Genomic DNA, 15,833 nt, shown 5'->3' on the forward strand with positions numbered 1-15,833 from the left:
TATCCACGAGCGCGCCGGGTCGCGACAGAGGGGGTCCGTAACGCGGGCACCCCGATTTCGAACGATCTGTCGGTCACTCGACCTCGCTCAGACCGCCACGCCCGCCCGCCACACCGCGCGCACCAGCGGTACACCGGGCCGGTAGGCGAGGTGGACGTGCGAGGGCGCGTCCAGCTCGACCACGTCGGCGCGCGCCCCCGGCCGCAGCACGCCCACGTCCGAGCGACGCAGCGCGCGCGCACCGCCGGCGGTCGCCGCGTACAGCGCCTCGTCGGGCGTCATGCCCATGTCGCGCACCGCGAGCGCGATGCAGAACGGCATCGACGTGGTGAAGCTGGAGCCGGGGTTGCAGTCGGTGGACAGCGCCACCTCGACGCCGGCGGCGAGCAGCCGGCGGGCGTCGGGGTAGACCGCGCGGGTGGAGAACTCCGCGCCGGGGAGCAGCGTGGCCACCGTGTCGCCGGCCGCGAGCGCGTCCACGTCGGCGTCGGCGAGGTGGGTGCAGTGGTCGGCCGAGGCCGCGCCCAGCTCGACGGCCAGTCGTACGCCGGGCCCGTGCCCGAGCTGGTTGGCGTGGACGCGCGGGATCAGGCCCTTCGCCTTGCCGGCGGTCAGGATCGCCCGCGCCTGGTCGCCGTCGAACGCGCCGCGCTCGCAGAAGACGTCCACCCAGCGGGCGTGCGGCGCGCAGGCGTCCAGCATCGGGCCGGTGACCAGGTCGACGTAGCCGGCCGGGTCCTCGGCGTATTCCGGCGCGACGATGTGCGCGCCGAGATAGGTGGTCTCGGCGGTGAACGCCGACGCGATGCGCAGCGCGCGTTCCTCGTCGGCGACGGTGAGGCCGTAGCCGGACTTGATCTCGATCGTGGTGGTGCCCTGCCGCGCCGCCTCGCCGACCAGCCGGCCGGCGTTGGCGGCCAGGTGCTGCTCGCTCGCGGCCCGGGTCGCGGCCACCGTGGTACGGATCCCGCCGGCCCGGTACGCCTGGCCGGACATCCGCGCGTCGAACTCGGCGGTGCGGTCCCCGGCGAAGACCAGGTGCGAGTGCGAGTCGACGAAGCCGGGCTGGACCGCGCGGCCCTCGGCGTCGTGCCGGGTGTCCGCGTCCGGGGCGCTCGCGGCGGCCCCCACCCATACGATGCGGTCGCCGTCGAGCACGAGGGCCGCGTCCCGGAGCAGGCCGAGGGGGCCGGCGCCGAGTTCGGGGTCGTTGGTGACCAGCGAGCCGATGTTGGTGATCAGGGTGGTGGCCACGCGCGAGTGGTCCCTTCGGTCCGGGGTGGTGGCCGTTCGCGGCGGAGCGGCCGGGGTGCGAGGGAGACGGCCGCTCCGCAGGGGAGCGGCCGTGGATCAGCGGAACAGCTCGTGAATTGCCGTGGTCAGCGCCTGCGGGACCGCCTCCACGAGCTGGTGCACGCCGTCGCGGACGACCACCCGGCCGTCGACCAGCACGTGGGTGACGTCGCCCGCGGCGGCGGCGAACACGGCCGCCTCGCCCGCCAGCCGGGGCATGGTCCCGGCCAGCCGCACCGAGTCCAGACCGATCGTGGTGAGGTCGGCCAGGGCGCCCGCCTCGATCCGGCCCGCGTCCGGCCACCCGAGGGCCCGGTGGCCGACGGTCGTGGCGTACGCCAGCAGCGCGGCCGAGGTGAAGTGGCCGCGTCGCCCGGTGCGCAGGCGTTCGTCGAGTTCGACCGCGCGGGCCTCCTCGAACAGGTCGATCACCGCCTGGCTGTCGCTGCCCAGGGACAGCGGCACCCCGGCCCGGACCAGTTCGCCGGCCGGGCCGATGCCGTCGGCGAGGTCGCGCTCGGTGGTCGGGCAGAAGCACACCCCCGCCCCGGACCGGGCCAGTGCGGCGATGTCGGCGTCGGTGAGGTGGGTGGCGTGTACCGCCGTCGCGTTCGGGCTCCAGAACCCGTGCGCGTCGAGCAGCGCGGTGGGGGTCGACCCGTAGTGCGCGACGCACGCCGCGTTCTCGGCGGGCTGCTCGGACAGGTGCACGTGTACCGGCACACCCTCGGTCCGCGCCGCCCAGCCGGCGTAGTCGTCCTCCTTGGCGAACGCCCGCACGGAGTGGATGGCCGCCCCGATCCGGGTGTTGGCGTCGCCGCGCAGCGCACTCCAGCGCTCGTACCAGGCGTCGGAGTCGCCGTCGCCGAAGCGGCGCTGCACGCCCGCCAACGGCTGGTGGCCGTCGGCGGTGAGGCCGCCGTGCAGGTAGCAGGTGTCGAGCAGGGTGAGCCGCACGCCGGCCTGCCGGGCCGCCTCGATCAGCGCGTGGCCCATCGCGTTCGGGTCGTCGTACGGCGTGCCGTCCGGGCCGTGGTGCAGGTAGTGGAACTCGCCCACGGAGGTGATCCCGGCCAGCGCCATCTCGGCGTACACCGCCCGCGCGAGCGCGAGGTAGGTGTCCGGGTCGAGCCGGCCGGCCGCCTGGTACATCTGGTCGCGCCAGGTCCAGAAGGTGCCGGTGCCGGACTGGGTGCGCCCGCGCAGCGCCCGGTGGAAGGCGTGCGAGTGGGCGTTGGCCAGGCCCGGCAGGGTCAACCCGGGCAACACCGAGGCGCCGGCCGGCACCGGGCGGTCGGGGGTGACCGAGATGATGCGGCCGTCGGCGATCGAGAGCACCACGTCGCGCTCGATCCCGGTGCGGGTCCACACCAGTTCACACCAGTATTCGCTCACACCGCGTCCTCGCTCGTCAGGTCCGTCACCACGTCGGCCAGCGCCGCCACACCCGCGAGGCAGTCCACCATCTCCGCGCTCTCCGCCGGCGAGTGCGACACGCCGGTGGGGTTGCGGACGAACACCATCGCGGTGGGCACGTGCGCGGACAGGATGCCCGCGTCGTGGCCGGCGCCGGTGGGCAGGATCGGTGCGCCGCCGAGCCGCTTGGCGATGCGGTCGCGCAGCGGTGCGGCGAACTCGACGATCGGCGTGTACGACTCGCGGGCGACCTGGACACAGACCGCGTCGCGCTCGCCGCGCTCGGTGGCGGTGCGAATGATCTCGCCGACCACCTCGTCCAAGGTCTGCTCGTCGGCGGCGCGCGCGTCGAGCCAGCCGTGCACCTCGGACGCGATCGCGTTGGCCGCGCCGGGGCGCGCGTCGACCTTGCCGAAGGTGGCCAGGGCACCGGCGAGATGGGCCTTCTTGCGGGCCGCGAGCACGGTGTTGGCGTAGGTGAGCATCGGGTCGCGCCGGTCCTCCAGGCGGGTGGTGCCCGCGTGGTTGGCCTCGCCCCGGAAGTCGAAGCGCCAGCGCCCGTGCGGCCAGATCGCCGAGGCGACGCCCACCGCGCGGTCCCGGTGCACCAGGTCGCGGCCCTGTTCCACGTGCAGTTCGACGAACGCGGCGATGCGACCGAGCCGTTCGGGGTCGGGCCCGATCGCGGCCGGGTCGAATCCGGCTCGCTCCATCGCGTCGCCCAGGAACACCCCGTCGGCGTCCTTCAGCGCCCGCGCCTGCTCCGGGGTCAGTACCCCTGCGGACAACCGCGATCCGACGCAGGCCACGTTGAACCGGGCGCCCTCCTCGTCGCCGAAGTTGACGATGCCCAGCGGGCGGGTCGGCTCCTCGCCGCGCTCGCGCAGCAGGTCGAGCGCGGCGAAGGAGGAGACCACGCCCAGCGGTCCGTCGTAGGCGCCGCCGTCGGGCACCGAGTCGAGGTGACTGCCGATCACGACCGCGTCGGGGCCGGTCGCGGTCCACGCCCACTGGTTGCCGTTGCGGTCCTCCTCGTACAGCAGTCCCCGACTTTGCGCCTGCTCGCGAAACCACGCGCGGCACTCGGCGTCGGCCCCGGTCCACGCGAAGCGGCGATAACCGCCGGACGCGGCGCGACCCACCGGGAGCAGGTCGCGCCACATCGCCTCGAAGCCGGTGCTCACGCGTCGCCTTCTCGCATCGGCACTCGCACACCACGCTCGTCCGCGACCTCGCCGGCCAGGTCGTAGCCCGCGTCGACGTGGCGGATCACCCCCATGCCGGGGTCGTTGGTGAGCACGCGGCGGATCTTCTCGCCGGCCAGCGGCGTGCCGTCGGCGACGGTGACCTGGCCCGCGTGGATCGAGCGGCCGATGCCGACCCCGCCGCCGTGGTGGATGGACACCCACGAGGCGCCGGAGGCCACGTTGACCATCGCGTTGAGCAGCGGCCAGTCGGCGATCGCGTCGGAGCCGTCGAGCATGCCCTCGGTCTCGCGGTACGGGCTGGCCACCGAGCCGCAGTCGAGGTGGTCGCGGCCGATCACGATCGGCGCGGCCAACTCGCCCGAGGCGACCATGTCGTTGAACCGCTCGCCGGCCCGGTCCCGCTCGCCGTAGCCGAGCCAGCAGATCCGCGCGGGCAGCCCCTGGAAGTGCACCTTCTCCTGGGCCAGCTTGATCCAGCGGGCCAGCGACTCGTTCTCCGGGAACAGGTCGAGCACGGCCTTGTCGGTCTTGGCGATGTCGCGCGCGTCGCCGGAGAGCGCGGCCCAGCGGAACGGGCCCTTGCCCTCGCAGAACAGCGGCCGGATGTACGCCGGGACAAAGCCCGGGAAGTCGAACGCCCGCGTGTAGCCCGCGAGTTGCGCCTCGCCGCGGATCGAGTTGCCGTAGTCGAAGACCTCGGCGCCCTTGTCCTGGAAGCCGACCATGGCTTCGACGTGCCTGGCCATCGACTCGCGCGCGCGGTCGGTGAACTCGGCGGGCTTGGTCCGCGCGTATTCGGCCATGTCCTCGAACGCGACGCCGACCGGCAGGTAGGCGAGCGGGTCGTGGGCCGAGGTCTGGTCGGTGACGATGTCGATCGGGGCGTCCATCGCGAGCAGCTGCGGGACCAGTTCGGCGGCGTTGCCGAGCAGGCCGATGGACAGCGGCCGGCGGGCGTCGCGCGCCTCGACGGCGAGTTGCAGCGCGGCGTCCAGCGTCTCGACCCGGGTGTCGCAGTAGCCGTGTTCGATGCGCCGGTCGATGCGCGAGGGGTCGCAGTCGATACAGATGACCACGCCGCCGTTCATGGTGACGGCCAGCGGTTGCGCGCCGCCCATGCCGCCGAGCCCGGCGGTGAGGGTGATGGTGCCCTCCAGGCTGCCGCCGAAGCGCTTGGCGGCGACCGCGGCGAAGGTCTCGTAGGTGCCCTGGAGGATGCCCTGGGTGCCGATGTAGATCCACGAACCGGCGGTCATCTGGCCGTACATGGTCAGCCCGGCCGACTCCAGCCGGCGGAACTCCTCCCAGTTGGCCCAGTCGGGCACCAGGTTGGAGTTGGCGATCAGTACGCGCGGCGCCCACTCGTGGGTCTGCATCACGCCGACCGGACGGCCCGACTGCACGAGCAGCGTCTCGTCCTGCTTCAGCGTGGTCAGCGTGCGGGTGATCGCCTCGAAGGAGCGCCAGTCGCGGGCGGCCTTGCCGGTGCCGCCGTAGACGACCAGCTTGTCCGGGTGCTCGGCGACCTCGGGGTCGAGGTTGTTGAGCAGCATCCGCAGGGCGCCCTCCTGCTGCCAGCCCCGGGTGGTGAGCGTGCTGCCGCGCGGTGCGCGCACCTCGCGCGGTCCTGCGGTGTGGTCCGACATGGCGGCGCCCCTTCTGCTTCGGCGTGCATCGGTCCGTGTGCGGAACCGGATGCGGATCTGTTCGGGCATCTGTATGAAAACATTCAGTCGCTTTCGGAGTGAATCTATCTGTTCGATGAGGTGGCGCCAAGAGAGCCGGCCGAGTGGACCGCACGCGGACCGCGACAACAAGGGATTTGACCCATCCGGTGCCATTTCCGATGCCCGGTGATCGGCCGGGACCGGCGCCGGGTAGCCCGACCGCATGGATCTGCAGGAGGTGCTGTGGGCGATCACCGCCCTGGGTGCGTTCGTGGCGTTCGCGGGCCTGGTGATGCTGCTGGCCGGGCGTGGGCGGGAGCCGGGCGTGGTGGCCTTGGTGGTGATGACGGGCGCGCTGCTGTGCACCGGCGGCTTCCTGCTCAGCGTTCCGCGCTATCGGGACACCGCGCTGATCGCCGGCGGCTCGGCGGCGGTGGGCGTCCTGGCCATGCTCGCGGCGATCACGCTGATGCCGGCGCACCGGGGGGCGGGTGACGGGCGGCGCGGAGTGACGTTGGAGAAGCACCCGGGGCGGCGCGGCTGAGTGGGGTGCCGCTTCCGCTCGGTCCCGCTCAGCCCTGCCTGCCGTAGAGGCGGAGCGCGATCGGGGCGCACACGAGGGCGATGCCGGCGGTCGTGGCGAGGGACCAGGCGACCGCGCCGCCGGCGGCGCCGGTGTGGTTCATCAGGTCCCGGGACGCGGTCGCGAGCAGGCTGAGCGGGTTGACGTCGACGAAGGCCCGGAGCCAGCCGGGCATGGTGTCGGGCCGCACGAAGATGTTGCCGGCGAAGGAGAGCGGGATCAGTACGGCGTTCGCGATGCTCAGCACGACGGCCGGGTCGCGCACGACCAGGGCGACTGCGGCCCAGAGCAGGGACAGCGCGAGTCCGAACACGATCACCAGGGCCACGGCGGCGAGCACCCCCGGCGCGCCGCCGGCGGGGCGGTAGCCCATGGCCAGGCCGAGGCCCACCACGATGGTTGAGGCGAACAGGTAGCGGGCGGCGTCGCTGAGCAGGCCGCCGAGGATGAAGGCGCCGCGCCACACGGGCAGGCCGCGGAAGCGGTCGAAGGCCCCGCTGCGCACGTCCTGCGCGAGTCGGGCCCCGCCGTACATCGTGACGATCGCGATGCTCATGCCGAGCACGCCGGGCAGGAGGGTCGTGAGGTAGTCGCCGGTCGATCCGCCGAGCGCGCCGCCGAACAGGTAGGTGAACAGCACGGTGAACAGGATCGGGATGGCAGCGGAGTCCACGAGTTGTTTGGGGTCGTGCCTGATCTTGAGCATGGCGCGCCGGCCGAAGGCGGCCGAGGCGGCGAGTGCCCCGGCGTGGTGACGGACCCGCCCGGCGGCGAGCAGGGCGTCGATCGGGTCGGCGTGCGCCGCGGCGGCCCGGGTCTTCATGCCTGCGACTCCTCGTGGTCGGCGCCGGCCGGAGCGGTCCGCCGGCCGGTCAAGGCAAGGAATGCCTCGTCGAGGCTGGGCCGGCCGAGGGAGAACTCGGCGATGCCCACCCCGGCGTCGGCCAACCGGGTCATCGTGTGCCCGACCAGTCGGCCGACGTCCGCCGAGTCGGATCCGCCGGCGAGCGCCACGGACAGGGCGAGCGGGTCGTCGGCGAGCCGGACCGAGCCCGGGACGTCGGCCAGGATGCGGAGCGCCCGGGGGCGGTGCTCGCCGTCGAGCAGTCGCAGGTGCAGCGTGCCCGCGCCGACGCGGGACTTGAGCCGGGCACCGGTGCCCTCGGCCACGATCCGGCCGTCGTCGATGACCGCGATGCGCTCGGCGAGCCGGTCGGCCTCCTCCAGGTACTGGGTGGTGAGCAGCACGGTGGTGCCCGTCGCGGCGATCCGGCGGACCAGCTCCCACACCCGGTTGCGGCTGTGCGGGTCGAGGCCGGTGGTCGGCTCGTCGAGGAAGAGCACGTCGGGGGTCGTGATCAGGCCCGCGCCGATGTCGAGCCGGCGGCGCATGCCTCCCGAGTAGCCGCTCACCGGGCGGCCGGCCGCGCGGGTGAGATCGAACGCGGCGAGCAGGTCGTCGGCGCGCCGGGCGGCGGCGGCCCGGGTCAGGCCGTGCAGTCGGCCCAGGATCAGCAGGTTCTCGCGGCCGGTCAGGTCCTCGTCGAGGGAGGCATACTGGCCGGTCACCGCCACCCGGGCGCGGATCGCGTGTGCCTCGGTCGTTACGTCGTGGCCGAGCACGCGGGCGGTGCCGCCGTCCGGCCGGGTCAGCGTGGCCAGGATGCGGATCGTGGTGGTCTTGCCCGCCCCGTTGGGGCCGACGAACCCGAACACCTGTCCCCGCCCGATGGTGAGGTCGATGCCGTCCAGCGCGCGATTGCCGCCGAAGACCTTGACCAGACCGCGTGCCTCGATCGCCGGGTGATCGCCACCCGAGCTTTTCTTTGACATGACGTAAGAGTTGAGCGAACTCTTGCAGCTTGTCAAGGTTATGGCGGGAGCCATAGATTCCGGACATGGTCGACCCGCCCGCCACCGCTCCGCCGCCGGCTCGCCGCCGCCGCGCCGACGCCCGACGCAGCATCGGCGCCATCCTCGACGCGGCCCGGGTGGTGCTCGGCGAACGGCCCGACGCGAGCATGGAGGACATCGCCGGCGCGGCGGGCGTCACGCGCCAGACCGTCTACGCGCACTTCCCGTCCCGGGACGCACTGGTGGCCGGGCTGGTCGAGTCCGCAGCCGCCGAATACGCCGGCCTGCTCGACGAAGCGGACCTCGACACGGCCCCGCCGGTGGAAGCCCTGACCCGATTCCTCGACGCCGGCTGGCGCTTCCTGGACCGCTACCCCCTGCTCGTCAACGCCGGCGCCCCCCGAATCCCCCGCCCGATCGACGACCCCCACGACTTCGCCCCACCGCGCCTGAAACGCCTCCTACAACGCGGCCAAGATGCAGGCGACTTCTCCCCAACGCCCCCGGCGTCCTGGCTGGCCACCACCATCTTCGCCCTCCAACACGCAGCAGTAGCCGAAACCACCACCGGCCACCTCACCAGAGCCGAGGCACAAACCCTGTGCCTACAAAGCACCCTCCGCCTGTGCGGCGCCAATCCGGATCACCACTGATTCCAGCCGATTTCACCGGCAAAGCCACCGTGCCCACGCAACGCCCGCGATGGTCCAACCGCATCAACCGCCGTACCGCCCGTAGCAGTTCCACCTCAGTCGGCAGCCGCGCCCTCCGAGAACGCGGGTACGGCTGTGCCGTGTTCGACTATTCGGCGAAAGACTCGGCGACCTGGTCGACCGGGTGCGCAATCTGCTCGCCGGACGTCATGTCGCGAACGATCACCTCACCGGCGGCTCGTTCGCGGTCGCCGTAAATCAGACAGAACCGCGCGCCTTCGGCCGCCGCCCACTTCAACTGCCGGGCGAGCTTGCTACTCGAACCCATGTAGACGCCCGTACGCAGCCCGACGCGACGGACTGCGGCAGCCATCCGAAACGCTTCGTCGGCGTGGTCGTCTCCGAGCACGGTCACCGCGACGTCCAGCACAGAAGCAGGCTTCTCGCCGGCCGATGTCAGCAGTGGAAGGATGCGTTCGATTCCCAACGACCCACCACAAGCGGGCGTTTCGGCGCCGCCGGACATGCGCCCGATGAGGCCGTCGTACCGTCCGCCCGAGGCGATCGAGCCGGGCATGCCCGGTGCTGTCACCTCGTAGATGACACCCGTGTAGTAGTCGAGACCCCGAACCAGGCTGGGCACAAAGCTGATGCGCTCGCGCGGGACGGTGGCGGACAGCAGATCCAGCAGCCGATCGATCTCGACCAACCCTTCCTGTCCGATGGGACTGTTCGTCAACTCCTTGCGAATGCGTGTGATCGAGTCAGGCGCCGTGAGGTCGGCTACCAGGCTGCTCGCGGTTGCTTCGAACTGGCCGCGGCCTTCGACCAGTTCCCGTACGACCGCTTCCGGGCGGAGCTTGTCGAGTTTGTCCAACGTGATCAGCACGCCTCCGCCGGCGTCGGCCGGCACCCCGTACACCTCCAACAGCCCCATGAGGACCTTGCGACTGTTGACCATGAATCGGAACTCGGGAACGCCGAGTGCATCCAGCGCTTCATACAGAGCGGACACGACCTCGGCGTCGGCCAGTGGGGACGCGGTACCCACAACGTCCAGGTCACATTGCACAAACTCCCGAAACCGACCCTTGCCCGGGCGATCGGCGCGCCATACAGGCGCCAGTGCGTACCGCTTGTACGGCGTCGGAAGCCGGCTCCCGTACGCTGCCACGACCCGCGCGAGAGGGACCGTGTGGTCATAGCGCAGCGCCAGATCCGCTTCCCCGGTCGCTTCGTGCTCCCCACGCCGAAGGATCTTGAAGACAAGCTTGTCGCCTTCGTCGCCGTACTTGCCCGTCAGAACTTCGAGCCGTTCGAACGCGGGAGTCTGCAGGGGCTGGAAGCCATACCGAGCAAAGACGTCTCGAACCGTGGCGAACGCCCGTTCGCGGGCTTCGGATTCGGCCGCGAGGAAATCCCTCGTACCGGACGGGGGAAGGAAGCTTTCGGTTGCCATGGGATGAATGATTCCGCATTTCGAGCAGGCGCCCATCGCTCTCGGGCCGCCCGTCCGGGCGGTCGCGGCCGAAGGTGGCGACGGGGACGACGGCACCGGCAACGAGTGCGCTACGAACGCACAGACCGATGTTCGAGACAGCAAGAACCCGGCGGGACCGGCGTTCGCCGTTCGGTCCGGCGCCTGGATGTCGTTCGTCTCCGCGGTTCGCTGACCTTCGGGACGGCGAAAGCCCCTCTCGTGGAGGGGCTTTCGCTTTTTGCCGACGGCCGATCGCCGGTGCGTCCTCGGCGGCGCGCGGTTCGGGCGCTCGGTCGGTCAGGACGGCCAGGCGCTCGCCTGCCAGGCGCCCGGGCCCGGCCGCAACGGTCGGCGTACCAGGCGCGCCGGGTCGTTCCACTGCGACGGGGCCGCCGGCGCCGGCGCGGGTGCGCCGCCGCCGCTCGCCTTGGCCGCCACGACGGTGACGATCACCGCCAACTCCTCCGGGGTGGGTTCACCCCGCACCACCTTGATCATGGGGACCTCCGGGTCCTGGCCGGGCTAGAGCGGGATGTTGCCGTGCTTCTTCGGCGGCAGCGTCTCGCGCTTGCCGCGCAGTGCCCGCAGCGCCTTGACCACGTGGGCCCGGGTGGACGACGGGCGGATGACCGCGTCCACGTAGCCGCGCTCGGCGGCCACGTACGGGTTGCACAGCGTGTCCTCGTACTCCTGGATCAGCCGCGCGCGGGTCGCCTCGGGGTCGTCCGAGGCGGCGATCGTGCGCCGGTGCAGGATGTTGGCCGCGCCCTGCGCGCCCATCACCGCGATCTGCGCGGTCGGCCAGGCCAGGTTGACGTCGGCGCCCAGGTGCTTGGAGCCCATCACGTCGTACGCGCCGCCGTACGCCTTGCGGGTGATGATCGTGACCAGCGGCACGGTGGCCTCGGCGTAGGCGTAGATCAGCTTCGCGCCGCGGCGGATGATGCCGTTCCACTCCTGGTCGGTGCCCGGCAGGAAGCCCGGGACGTCGACGAAGGTGAGCACCGGGATGTTGAACGCGTCGCAGGTGCGCACGAACCGGGCGGCCTTCTCCGACGCGTCGATGTCGAGCGTGCCGGCGAACTGCATCGGCTGGTTGGCCACGATGCCCACGGAGCGGCCCTCGACCCGGCCGAAGCCGACCACGATGTTGGGCGCGAACAGCGGCTGGACCTCCAGGAAGTCCGCATCGTCCAGGACGTGCTCGATCACCGTGTGGATGTCGTACGGCTGGTTCGCCGAGTCCGGGATCAGCGTGTCGAGGTCACGGTCGTAGTCCGTGGTCTCGAGGTCGGCCTCCTCGTCGAAGGACGGGGCCGGCTCCAGGTTGTTGCTCGGCAGGTACGACAGCAGGCCCTTGACGTAGTCGAGCGCGTCCTTCTCGTCGGCGCCCATGTAGTGCGCGTTGCCCGACTTGCTGTTGTGCGTGCGCGCGCCGCCCAAATCCTCCATCGTGACGTCCTCGCCGGTGACCGTCTTGATCACGTCGGGGCCGGTGATGAACATCTGCGAGGTCTGGTCGACCATCACCACGAAGTCGGTGAGCGCGGGGGAGTACACGTGGCCGCCCGCGGCGGCGCCCATGATCAGCGAGATCTGCGGGATCACCCCGGAGGCGATCACGTTGCGCCGGAAGATCTCGCCGTACAGGCCGAGCGAGACCACACCCTCCTGGATGCGCGCGCCGCCGCCCTCGTTGATGCCCACCAGCGGGACGCCCGTCTTGATCGCGAGGTCCTGGACCTTGACGATCTTCTCGCCGTACACCTCGCCGAGGCTGCCGCCGAAGACGGTGACGTCCTGGGAGAACACGCACACCTGGCGGCCGTCGACGGTGCCGGAGCCGGTCACCACGCCGTCGCCGTAGGGGCGGTTGGCCTCCAGGCCGAAGTTGGTGGAGCGGTGCCGCGCGAACTCGTCGAGCTCGACGAAGGAGCCCTCGTCGAGCAGGTATTCGATCCGCTCGCGGGCGGTCATCTTGCCCTTGGCGTGCTGCTTCTCGACCGCTCGGGCGCTTCCCGCGTGCACCGCCTCGTCGATCCGGCGCTCGAGATCGGCCAGCTTTCCGGCGGTGGTGTGGATGTCGGGATCGCCCTGTACTGGGTCCATCGTGCTGACTCCTGTCACGTCGAACGGCGGCGATCGGTAGCGTAGCCGCGCCACGCCGGCGACCATCACCGCCCTGCCCCGCAGTGCCTTCTAGGGTGATCGAATGGACTCTCCTTACAAGGATCTCGACCGCCCTCCGCTGCGTGAGGCGGCCCTGCGTCGGGCCCTGTTGGTGCCGGGCGGCCTGTGGCGCGAGCTGGACGTGCTGCCCGAGACCGGCTCGACCAACGCCGACCTGGCCAACCGGGCCGACGAGGCCGAGGGGCTGGTACTGGTCGCCGAATCGCAGGTGGCGGGCCGGGGTCGGCTGGATCGGCGGTGGACCGCGCCGCCGCGCTCGGGCCTGGCGGTGTCGATGACGCTGGCGCCGAACGAGGTCCCGGTCGCGCGCTGGGGCTGGCTCCCGCTGCTCGCCGGGGTGGCCGCGGCGTCGGCGGTGTCCCGGGTGGCCGGGGTCGACGTGCGGCTGAAGTGGCCGAACGACCTGCTGGTGGGCGAGCGCAAGCTGGCCGGGATCCTGGCCGAGCGGGCCGGGTCGAGCGTGGTCCTGGGCATCGGGCTGAACGTTTCGCTGCACGAGGACGAACTGCCGGTACCGACCGCGACCTCGCTGCTCCTGGCCGGCGCCGAGAGCACCGACCGGGACCCGATCCTGCGGGCGCTGCTGCGCGAGGTGGAGGAGTGGTACACGCGGTGGCGGCTCGCGGAGGGCGATGCGCGTGCGTGTGGGTTGGCGGCCGCGTACACCGACGCGTGCGCCACCATCGGGCGGCGGGTCCGGGTCGAGTTGCCGGCGAAGCCGACGCTGGAGGGGCCGGCGACGGGGATCGACGACGAGGGTCGGCTTTTGGTCACCGGGCCGGAGGGGCAGGTGGCGGTGGGCGCGGGGGACGTGGTGCACGTTCGGCCTGCGGCGTGAGGGTTTTGCTCCCACCCGCCCACCCGTTGCGTCATGCGGGAAAGGCTGCGGATTTACTGCCGGGGGCGAGCCCGGTGTGACCTCGCGGCCGAATGCTCAGGTCGGTTTGCGCCATACGGAGACGTGTTTGGTGGAGTCCTGGGTGAAAGGAGCTCCGTGCCAGTCGGCGACGCGGCGCTCCAGGGTGAGGCCGGCGATGCGGGCCATCAGGTCGAGTTCCGCCGGCCAGGCGTATCGGTGCCGGGAGTGGCCTCGGCGGTAGCGGCCGTCGTCGCCGTCGCGGGTGAAGTGGTGTGAGACGAGGATCTGCTCGACCAGGTCGAAGGTGTCGAAGCCGAGGTGCCGCTCGGAGACGTCGAACGGCACCGCGACCTGGCCGGGCGGCAGGAAGCGCAGCGGCGGTATGCCCAGCTCGATGACGAATCGGCCGCCGGGCCGCAGGTGGCGCGCGGCGTTGCGGAAACACTCGACCTGCTCGTCCTGGGTGAGCAGGTTCGTGATGGTGTTGTAGACGAGGTAGACCAGGGTGAACTCGCCGGGGACGACGGTGCCGGCCATGTCCCCGATGACCACCGGGAGCGTGTCCTCGTCGATCTTGCGCCGCAGGACCGCCGCCATGTGCTCGGACAGTTCGATGCCCACCACCGGGACGCCGCGTTCTTGCAGCGGGACGCCCACGCGCCCGGTTCCGATGGCGAACTCCAGGGCCGGGCCGGCTCCGGCCAGTTCGGCGAGGAAGGCGAGGGTCGGTTCGAGAACGGCGGCCGACGCCATCTCGGCCTCCTCGGCGTCGTAGCGCTCGGCGGTCGCCCGGCTCCACAGCTCACTGCTCGTCATGGACGGCCACTCTGGGCGGCGCCGAGCGGGCTGTCGACGCATTTATGGCGATGAACGGCATGCCTCCGCCCCTCTCGCCCGGGAGAACCGCACAATCGTGGGTGACCCCCAGGAGGCCCGGTGTTCACAACCACAGCCGAGGTCGACGACGACATCCTCTTCGTCGTGCGCCCGCACTGGATGCACCTCGTCCGTCCCGCCCTGGCCCTGTTCGGCACGGTCGCCGTCACCGGCTTCCTCGCCGCGCTCACGCCCCCGACCTCGGCGGGCGGCTGGATCCAGCCCGCCGTGCTCCTGGCCGGCCTGGCGGTCCTGGTGCGCTGGAGCGTCGCGCCGTGGCTGGCCTGGCTGGGCACCATGTACTCGGTCGCCGCCGACCGACTGACCGTGCGCACCGGCGCGCTGACCCGGGAGATCCGGGTGGTGCCGTTCGCGCGGGTGGCCGACGTGCTGATCGAGCACGAGTCGTTCGTGGACCGGATGCTCGGCGCCGGCACCATCGCCCTGGTGCCCGTCGACGACGACCGGGAACGCCTGGAACTGCCCGCTCTGCCGCACGTGGTGCGCCTGCAGAGCGAGCTGCTCGTCCTCGTCGAGCGGGCCGCCGCCGGGCGGAAGAAGCACGTGGGACCGCCCGACCCCGAACCTTTGTGACCCCCGACACGTAGTGTGGCTCCGACGAGACCATCCTTCGCACACCCGGTGGAGCCACATGCCCGAGGAACGGACCCGCGTGGAGCCCGGCGCGGGCGCCGGGGCCGACGCGGTCGATCAACCCGCCCTGCCCGACCTGTCCGACATCGAGGCGGTCAACAACACGATCGCCGACGTCGAACAGGTCGTCCTGGGCGCGCCCAGGCGCTACACCTCCGGTCAGGTCGCCGACCTGGTCGGTGTGCCCCTCGACGAGGCCCGCCGATTGTGGCGCGGCCTGGGCTTCGCCGACTTCGGCCCGGCCCGCGCGTTCACCGACGCCGACGTCGCGGCCCTCAAGCACCTGCGCGAGCTGACCGAGTCGGGGCTGCTGCCGGCCACCGTAGCGGCGCAGTTCGTCCGCTCCGTGGGCCAGACCATGGCCCGGTTCGCCGAATGGCAGACCGAGGCGTGGGTGGAATACATCGGCAACGAGCTGACCGGAAGCCGTTCCGAGCAGGTGGTCACCACCGCCGGCGACGTGATGCTCGAACTCGAACCGCTGGTCATCTACGCCTGGCGCCGGCACCTGGCCGCGGCCAGTTCGCGGGCCATGCAGGGGCTCACCGACCAGCAGACGGTGGGCCAGTCGCTCGCCGTCGGGTTCGCCGACCTGGTCGGCTTCACCCGGTTGTCGCGCAACCTGGAGGAGGCCGAGCTGGGCCGCCTCGTCCAGACCTTCGAGGACACCGCCGTCGACGTGATCGCCGAACAGGGCGGGCGCCTGGTCAAGACGCTGGGCGACGAGGTGTTGTTCGTGACCTTCTCGCCGGACTCGGCCGTGGAGCTCGGGCTGCGGCTGGTCGAGGCGATGGCCGAGGAGGAGATCCTGCCCGCGCTGCGGGTGGGCATCGCGTACGGCCACGTGTTGTCCCGGATGGGAGACGTGTTCGGGACCACGGTGAACCTGGCCAGCCGGCTGACCGCGCTCAGTCCCAAGGACGCGGTGGTGGTCGACCGGGAGCTGGCCGCAGCCCTCGAAGGGGACACCCGCTACGAGCTGCATCCGATGTGGCGGCGTCCGGTCCGCGGTCTGGGGCTGGTCGAACCCTGGACGGTGTGCCGCCCGGGGGCGCCGATACCGCAGTGACTCGCGTACCGCAGTGACTCCGGTACCGCAG

16 protein-coding genes are annotated in these 15,833 nt (G+C 71.8%); 6 read left to right on the top strand and 10 right to left on the bottom strand.

All coding sequences use genetic code 11. The features are described from left to right. Window positions 1-87: 87 nt before the first annotated feature. From hutI to hutU, 4 genes are all read right to left on the bottom strand, one after another. Window positions 88-1,254 carry an imidazolonepropionase gene (hutI, locus tag ACFXKZ_RS32245; protein ID WP_380005083.1) on the bottom strand — a complete coding sequence of 389 codons (1,167 nt, stop codon included), beginning with the start codon at window positions 1,252-1,254 and terminating at the stop codon, window positions 88-90. 96 nt (window positions 1,255-1,350) lie between these two features. Continuing rightward, window positions 1,351-2,688, bottom strand: coding sequence for a formimidoylglutamate deiminase (locus ACFXKZ_RS32250; protein WP_380005085.1), 1,338 nt, complete (start codon window positions 2,686-2,688; stop codon window positions 1,351-1,353). Next, a complete protein-coding gene (locus ACFXKZ_RS32255) occupies window positions 2,685-3,872 on the bottom strand; it encodes an allantoate amidohydrolase (RefSeq protein WP_380005577.1) in 1,188 nt (395 codons plus the stop codon). The genes ACFXKZ_RS32250 and ACFXKZ_RS32255 overlap by 4 nt, the downstream gene beginning before the upstream one ends. Before the next feature lie 17 nt (window positions 3,873-3,889). Continuing rightward, window positions 3,890-5,563, bottom strand: a complete 1,674-nt coding sequence (gene hutU / locus ACFXKZ_RS32260; protein ID WP_380005087.1) for a urocanate hydratase — start codon at window positions 5,561-5,563, stop codon at window positions 3,890-3,892. 244 nt (window positions 5,564-5,807) lie between these two features. On the opposite strand from hutU, the gene ACFXKZ_RS32265 reads away from it, so the two are divergent. After that, on the top strand, window positions 5,808-6,128 hold the full coding sequence (locus ACFXKZ_RS32265) for a hypothetical protein (RefSeq protein ID WP_380005089.1): 321 nt from the start codon (window positions 5,808-5,810) through the stop codon (window positions 6,126-6,128). Window positions 6,129-6,156: 28 nt separating this feature from the next. Here ACFXKZ_RS32265 and ACFXKZ_RS32270 read toward each other — a convergent pair whose 3' ends face one another. Together ACFXKZ_RS32270 and ACFXKZ_RS32275 are read right to left on the bottom strand one after the other, a co-directional pair. Continuing rightward, window positions 6,157-6,990 carry an ABC transporter permease gene (locus ACFXKZ_RS32270; RefSeq protein ID WP_380005091.1) on the bottom strand — a complete coding sequence of 278 codons (834 nt, stop codon included), beginning with the start codon at window positions 6,988-6,990 and terminating at the stop codon, window positions 6,157-6,159. Continuing rightward, window positions 6,987-8,000, bottom strand: a complete 1,014-nt coding sequence (locus tag ACFXKZ_RS32275; protein WP_380005093.1) for an ATP-binding cassette domain-containing protein — start codon at window positions 7,998-8,000, stop codon at window positions 6,987-6,989. Before ACFXKZ_RS32275 ends, ACFXKZ_RS32270 begins: the two co-directional genes overlap by 4 nt. Window positions 8,001-8,065: 65 nt before the next feature. On the opposite strand from ACFXKZ_RS32275, the gene ACFXKZ_RS32280 reads away from it, so the two are divergent. Next, the gene (locus ACFXKZ_RS32280; RefSeq protein ID WP_380005095.1) at window positions 8,066-8,674 is read left to right on the top strand and encodes a TetR/AcrR family transcriptional regulator; all 609 of its coding nucleotides are present in this window, start codon (window positions 8,066-8,068) and stop codon (window positions 8,672-8,674) included. Between the two features lie 148 nt (window positions 8,675-8,822). Here the strand turns inward: ACFXKZ_RS32280 and hisS are convergent, their stop codons facing one another. Continuing rightward, the gene (gene hisS / locus ACFXKZ_RS32285; protein WP_380005098.1) at window positions 8,823-10,133 is read right to left on the bottom strand and encodes a histidine--tRNA ligase; all 1,311 of its coding nucleotides are present in this window, start codon (window positions 10,131-10,133) and stop codon (window positions 8,823-8,825) included. Between the two features lie 7 nt (window positions 10,134-10,140). Between hisS and ACFXKZ_RS32290 the strand changes: the two genes are divergently transcribed. Then, window positions 10,141-10,347, top strand: a complete 207-nt coding sequence (locus ACFXKZ_RS32290; RefSeq protein ID WP_380005101.1) for a DUF397 domain-containing protein — start codon at window positions 10,141-10,143, stop codon at window positions 10,345-10,347. Window positions 10,348-10,451: 104 nt separating this feature from the next. Here ACFXKZ_RS32290 and ACFXKZ_RS32295 read toward each other — a convergent pair whose 3' ends face one another. Further along, entirely contained in the window at window positions 10,452-10,652 is a 201-nt protein-coding gene (locus tag ACFXKZ_RS32295) for an acyl-CoA carboxylase subunit epsilon (protein ID WP_078975586.1), read from the bottom strand. 24 nt (window positions 10,653-10,676) lie between these two features. Further along, window positions 10,677-12,263: an acyl-CoA carboxylase subunit beta gene (locus tag ACFXKZ_RS32300; RefSeq protein WP_380005103.1), complete on the bottom strand. Its 1,587-nt coding sequence runs from the start codon at window positions 12,261-12,263 to the stop codon at window positions 10,677-10,679. Between the two features lie 103 nt (window positions 12,264-12,366). Between ACFXKZ_RS32300 and ACFXKZ_RS32305 the strand changes: the two genes are divergently transcribed. Further along, entirely contained in the window at window positions 12,367-13,182 is an 816-nt protein-coding gene (locus tag ACFXKZ_RS32305; RefSeq protein ID WP_380005105.1) for a biotin--[acetyl-CoA-carboxylase] ligase, read from the top strand. 96 nt (window positions 13,183-13,278) lie between these two features. On the opposite strand, the gene ACFXKZ_RS32310 is transcribed toward ACFXKZ_RS32305, so the two are convergent. Continuing rightward, complete coding sequence (locus tag ACFXKZ_RS32310; RefSeq protein WP_380005107.1) at window positions 13,279-14,019, bottom strand: class I SAM-dependent DNA methyltransferase; 741 nt, start codon at window positions 14,017-14,019, stop codon at window positions 13,279-13,281. Between the two features lie 120 nt (window positions 14,020-14,139). Here ACFXKZ_RS32310 and ACFXKZ_RS32315 point away from each other — a divergent pair, with 120 nt between their 5' ends. Further along, a complete protein-coding gene (locus tag ACFXKZ_RS32315; RefSeq protein WP_380005109.1) occupies window positions 14,140-14,673 on the top strand; it encodes a PH domain-containing protein in 534 nt (177 codons plus the stop codon). A gap of 58 nt (window positions 14,674-14,731) precedes the next feature. Beyond that, window positions 14,732-15,802 carry an adenylate/guanylate cyclase domain-containing protein gene (locus tag ACFXKZ_RS32320; RefSeq protein WP_380005111.1) on the top strand — a complete coding sequence of 357 codons (1,071 nt, stop codon included), beginning with the start codon at window positions 14,732-14,734 and terminating at the stop codon, window positions 15,800-15,802. The last annotated feature ends 31 nt before the right edge of the window (window positions 15,803-15,833 follow it).

The sequence above is a fragment of the Embleya sp. NPDC059237 genome, from assembly GCF_042754105.1.
Lineage (GTDB): Bacteria > Actinomycetota > Actinomycetes > Streptomycetales > Streptomycetaceae > Embleya.

What these genes read in the sequence shown, in the direction of transcription:
- ACFXKZ_RS32300 (WP_380005103.1), bottom strand. Translation starts at nt 12,263, where the DNA reads ATGGACCCAGTACAGGGCGATCCCGACATCCACACCACCGCCGGAAAG.
- hisS (WP_380005098.1), bottom strand. Translation starts at nt 10,133, where the DNA reads ATGGCAACCGAAAGCTTCCTTCCCCCGTCCGGTACGAGGGATTTCCTC.
- ACFXKZ_RS32255 (WP_380005577.1), bottom strand. Translation starts at nt 3,872, where the DNA reads ATGTGGCGCGACCTGCTCCCGGTGGGTCGCGCCGCGTCCGGCGGTTAT.
- ACFXKZ_RS32320 (WP_380005111.1), top strand. Translation starts at nt 14,732, where the DNA reads ATGCCCGAGGAACGGACCCGCGTGGAGCCCGGCGCGGGCGCCGGGGCC.
- ACFXKZ_RS32275 (WP_380005093.1), bottom strand. Translation starts at nt 8,000, where the DNA reads ATGTCAAAGAAAAGCTCGGGTGGCGATCACCCGGCGATCGAGGCACGC.
- hutU (WP_380005087.1), bottom strand. Translation starts at nt 5,563, where the DNA reads ATGTCGGACCACACCGCAGGACCGCGCGAGGTGCGCGCACCGCGCGGC.
- ACFXKZ_RS32295 (WP_078975586.1), bottom strand. Translation starts at nt 10,652, where the DNA reads ATGATCAAGGTGGTGCGGGGTGAACCCACCCCGGAGGAGTTGGCGGTG.
- ACFXKZ_RS32305 (WP_380005105.1), top strand. Translation starts at nt 12,367, where the DNA reads ATGGACTCTCCTTACAAGGATCTCGACCGCCCTCCGCTGCGTGAGGCG.
- ACFXKZ_RS32270 (WP_380005091.1), bottom strand. Translation starts at nt 6,990, where the DNA reads ATGAAGACCCGGGCCGCCGCGGCGCACGCCGACCCGATCGACGCCCTG.
- ACFXKZ_RS32280 (WP_380005095.1), top strand. Translation starts at nt 8,066, where the DNA reads ATGGTCGACCCGCCCGCCACCGCTCCGCCGCCGGCTCGCCGCCGCCGC.
- ACFXKZ_RS32265 (WP_380005089.1), top strand. Translation starts at nt 5,808, where the DNA reads ATGGATCTGCAGGAGGTGCTGTGGGCGATCACCGCCCTGGGTGCGTTC.
- ACFXKZ_RS32290 (WP_380005101.1), top strand. Translation starts at nt 10,141, where the DNA reads ATGATTCCGCATTTCGAGCAGGCGCCCATCGCTCTCGGGCCGCCCGTC.
- ACFXKZ_RS32310 (WP_380005107.1), bottom strand. Translation starts at nt 14,019, where the DNA reads ATGACGAGCAGTGAGCTGTGGAGCCGGGCGACCGCCGAGCGCTACGAC.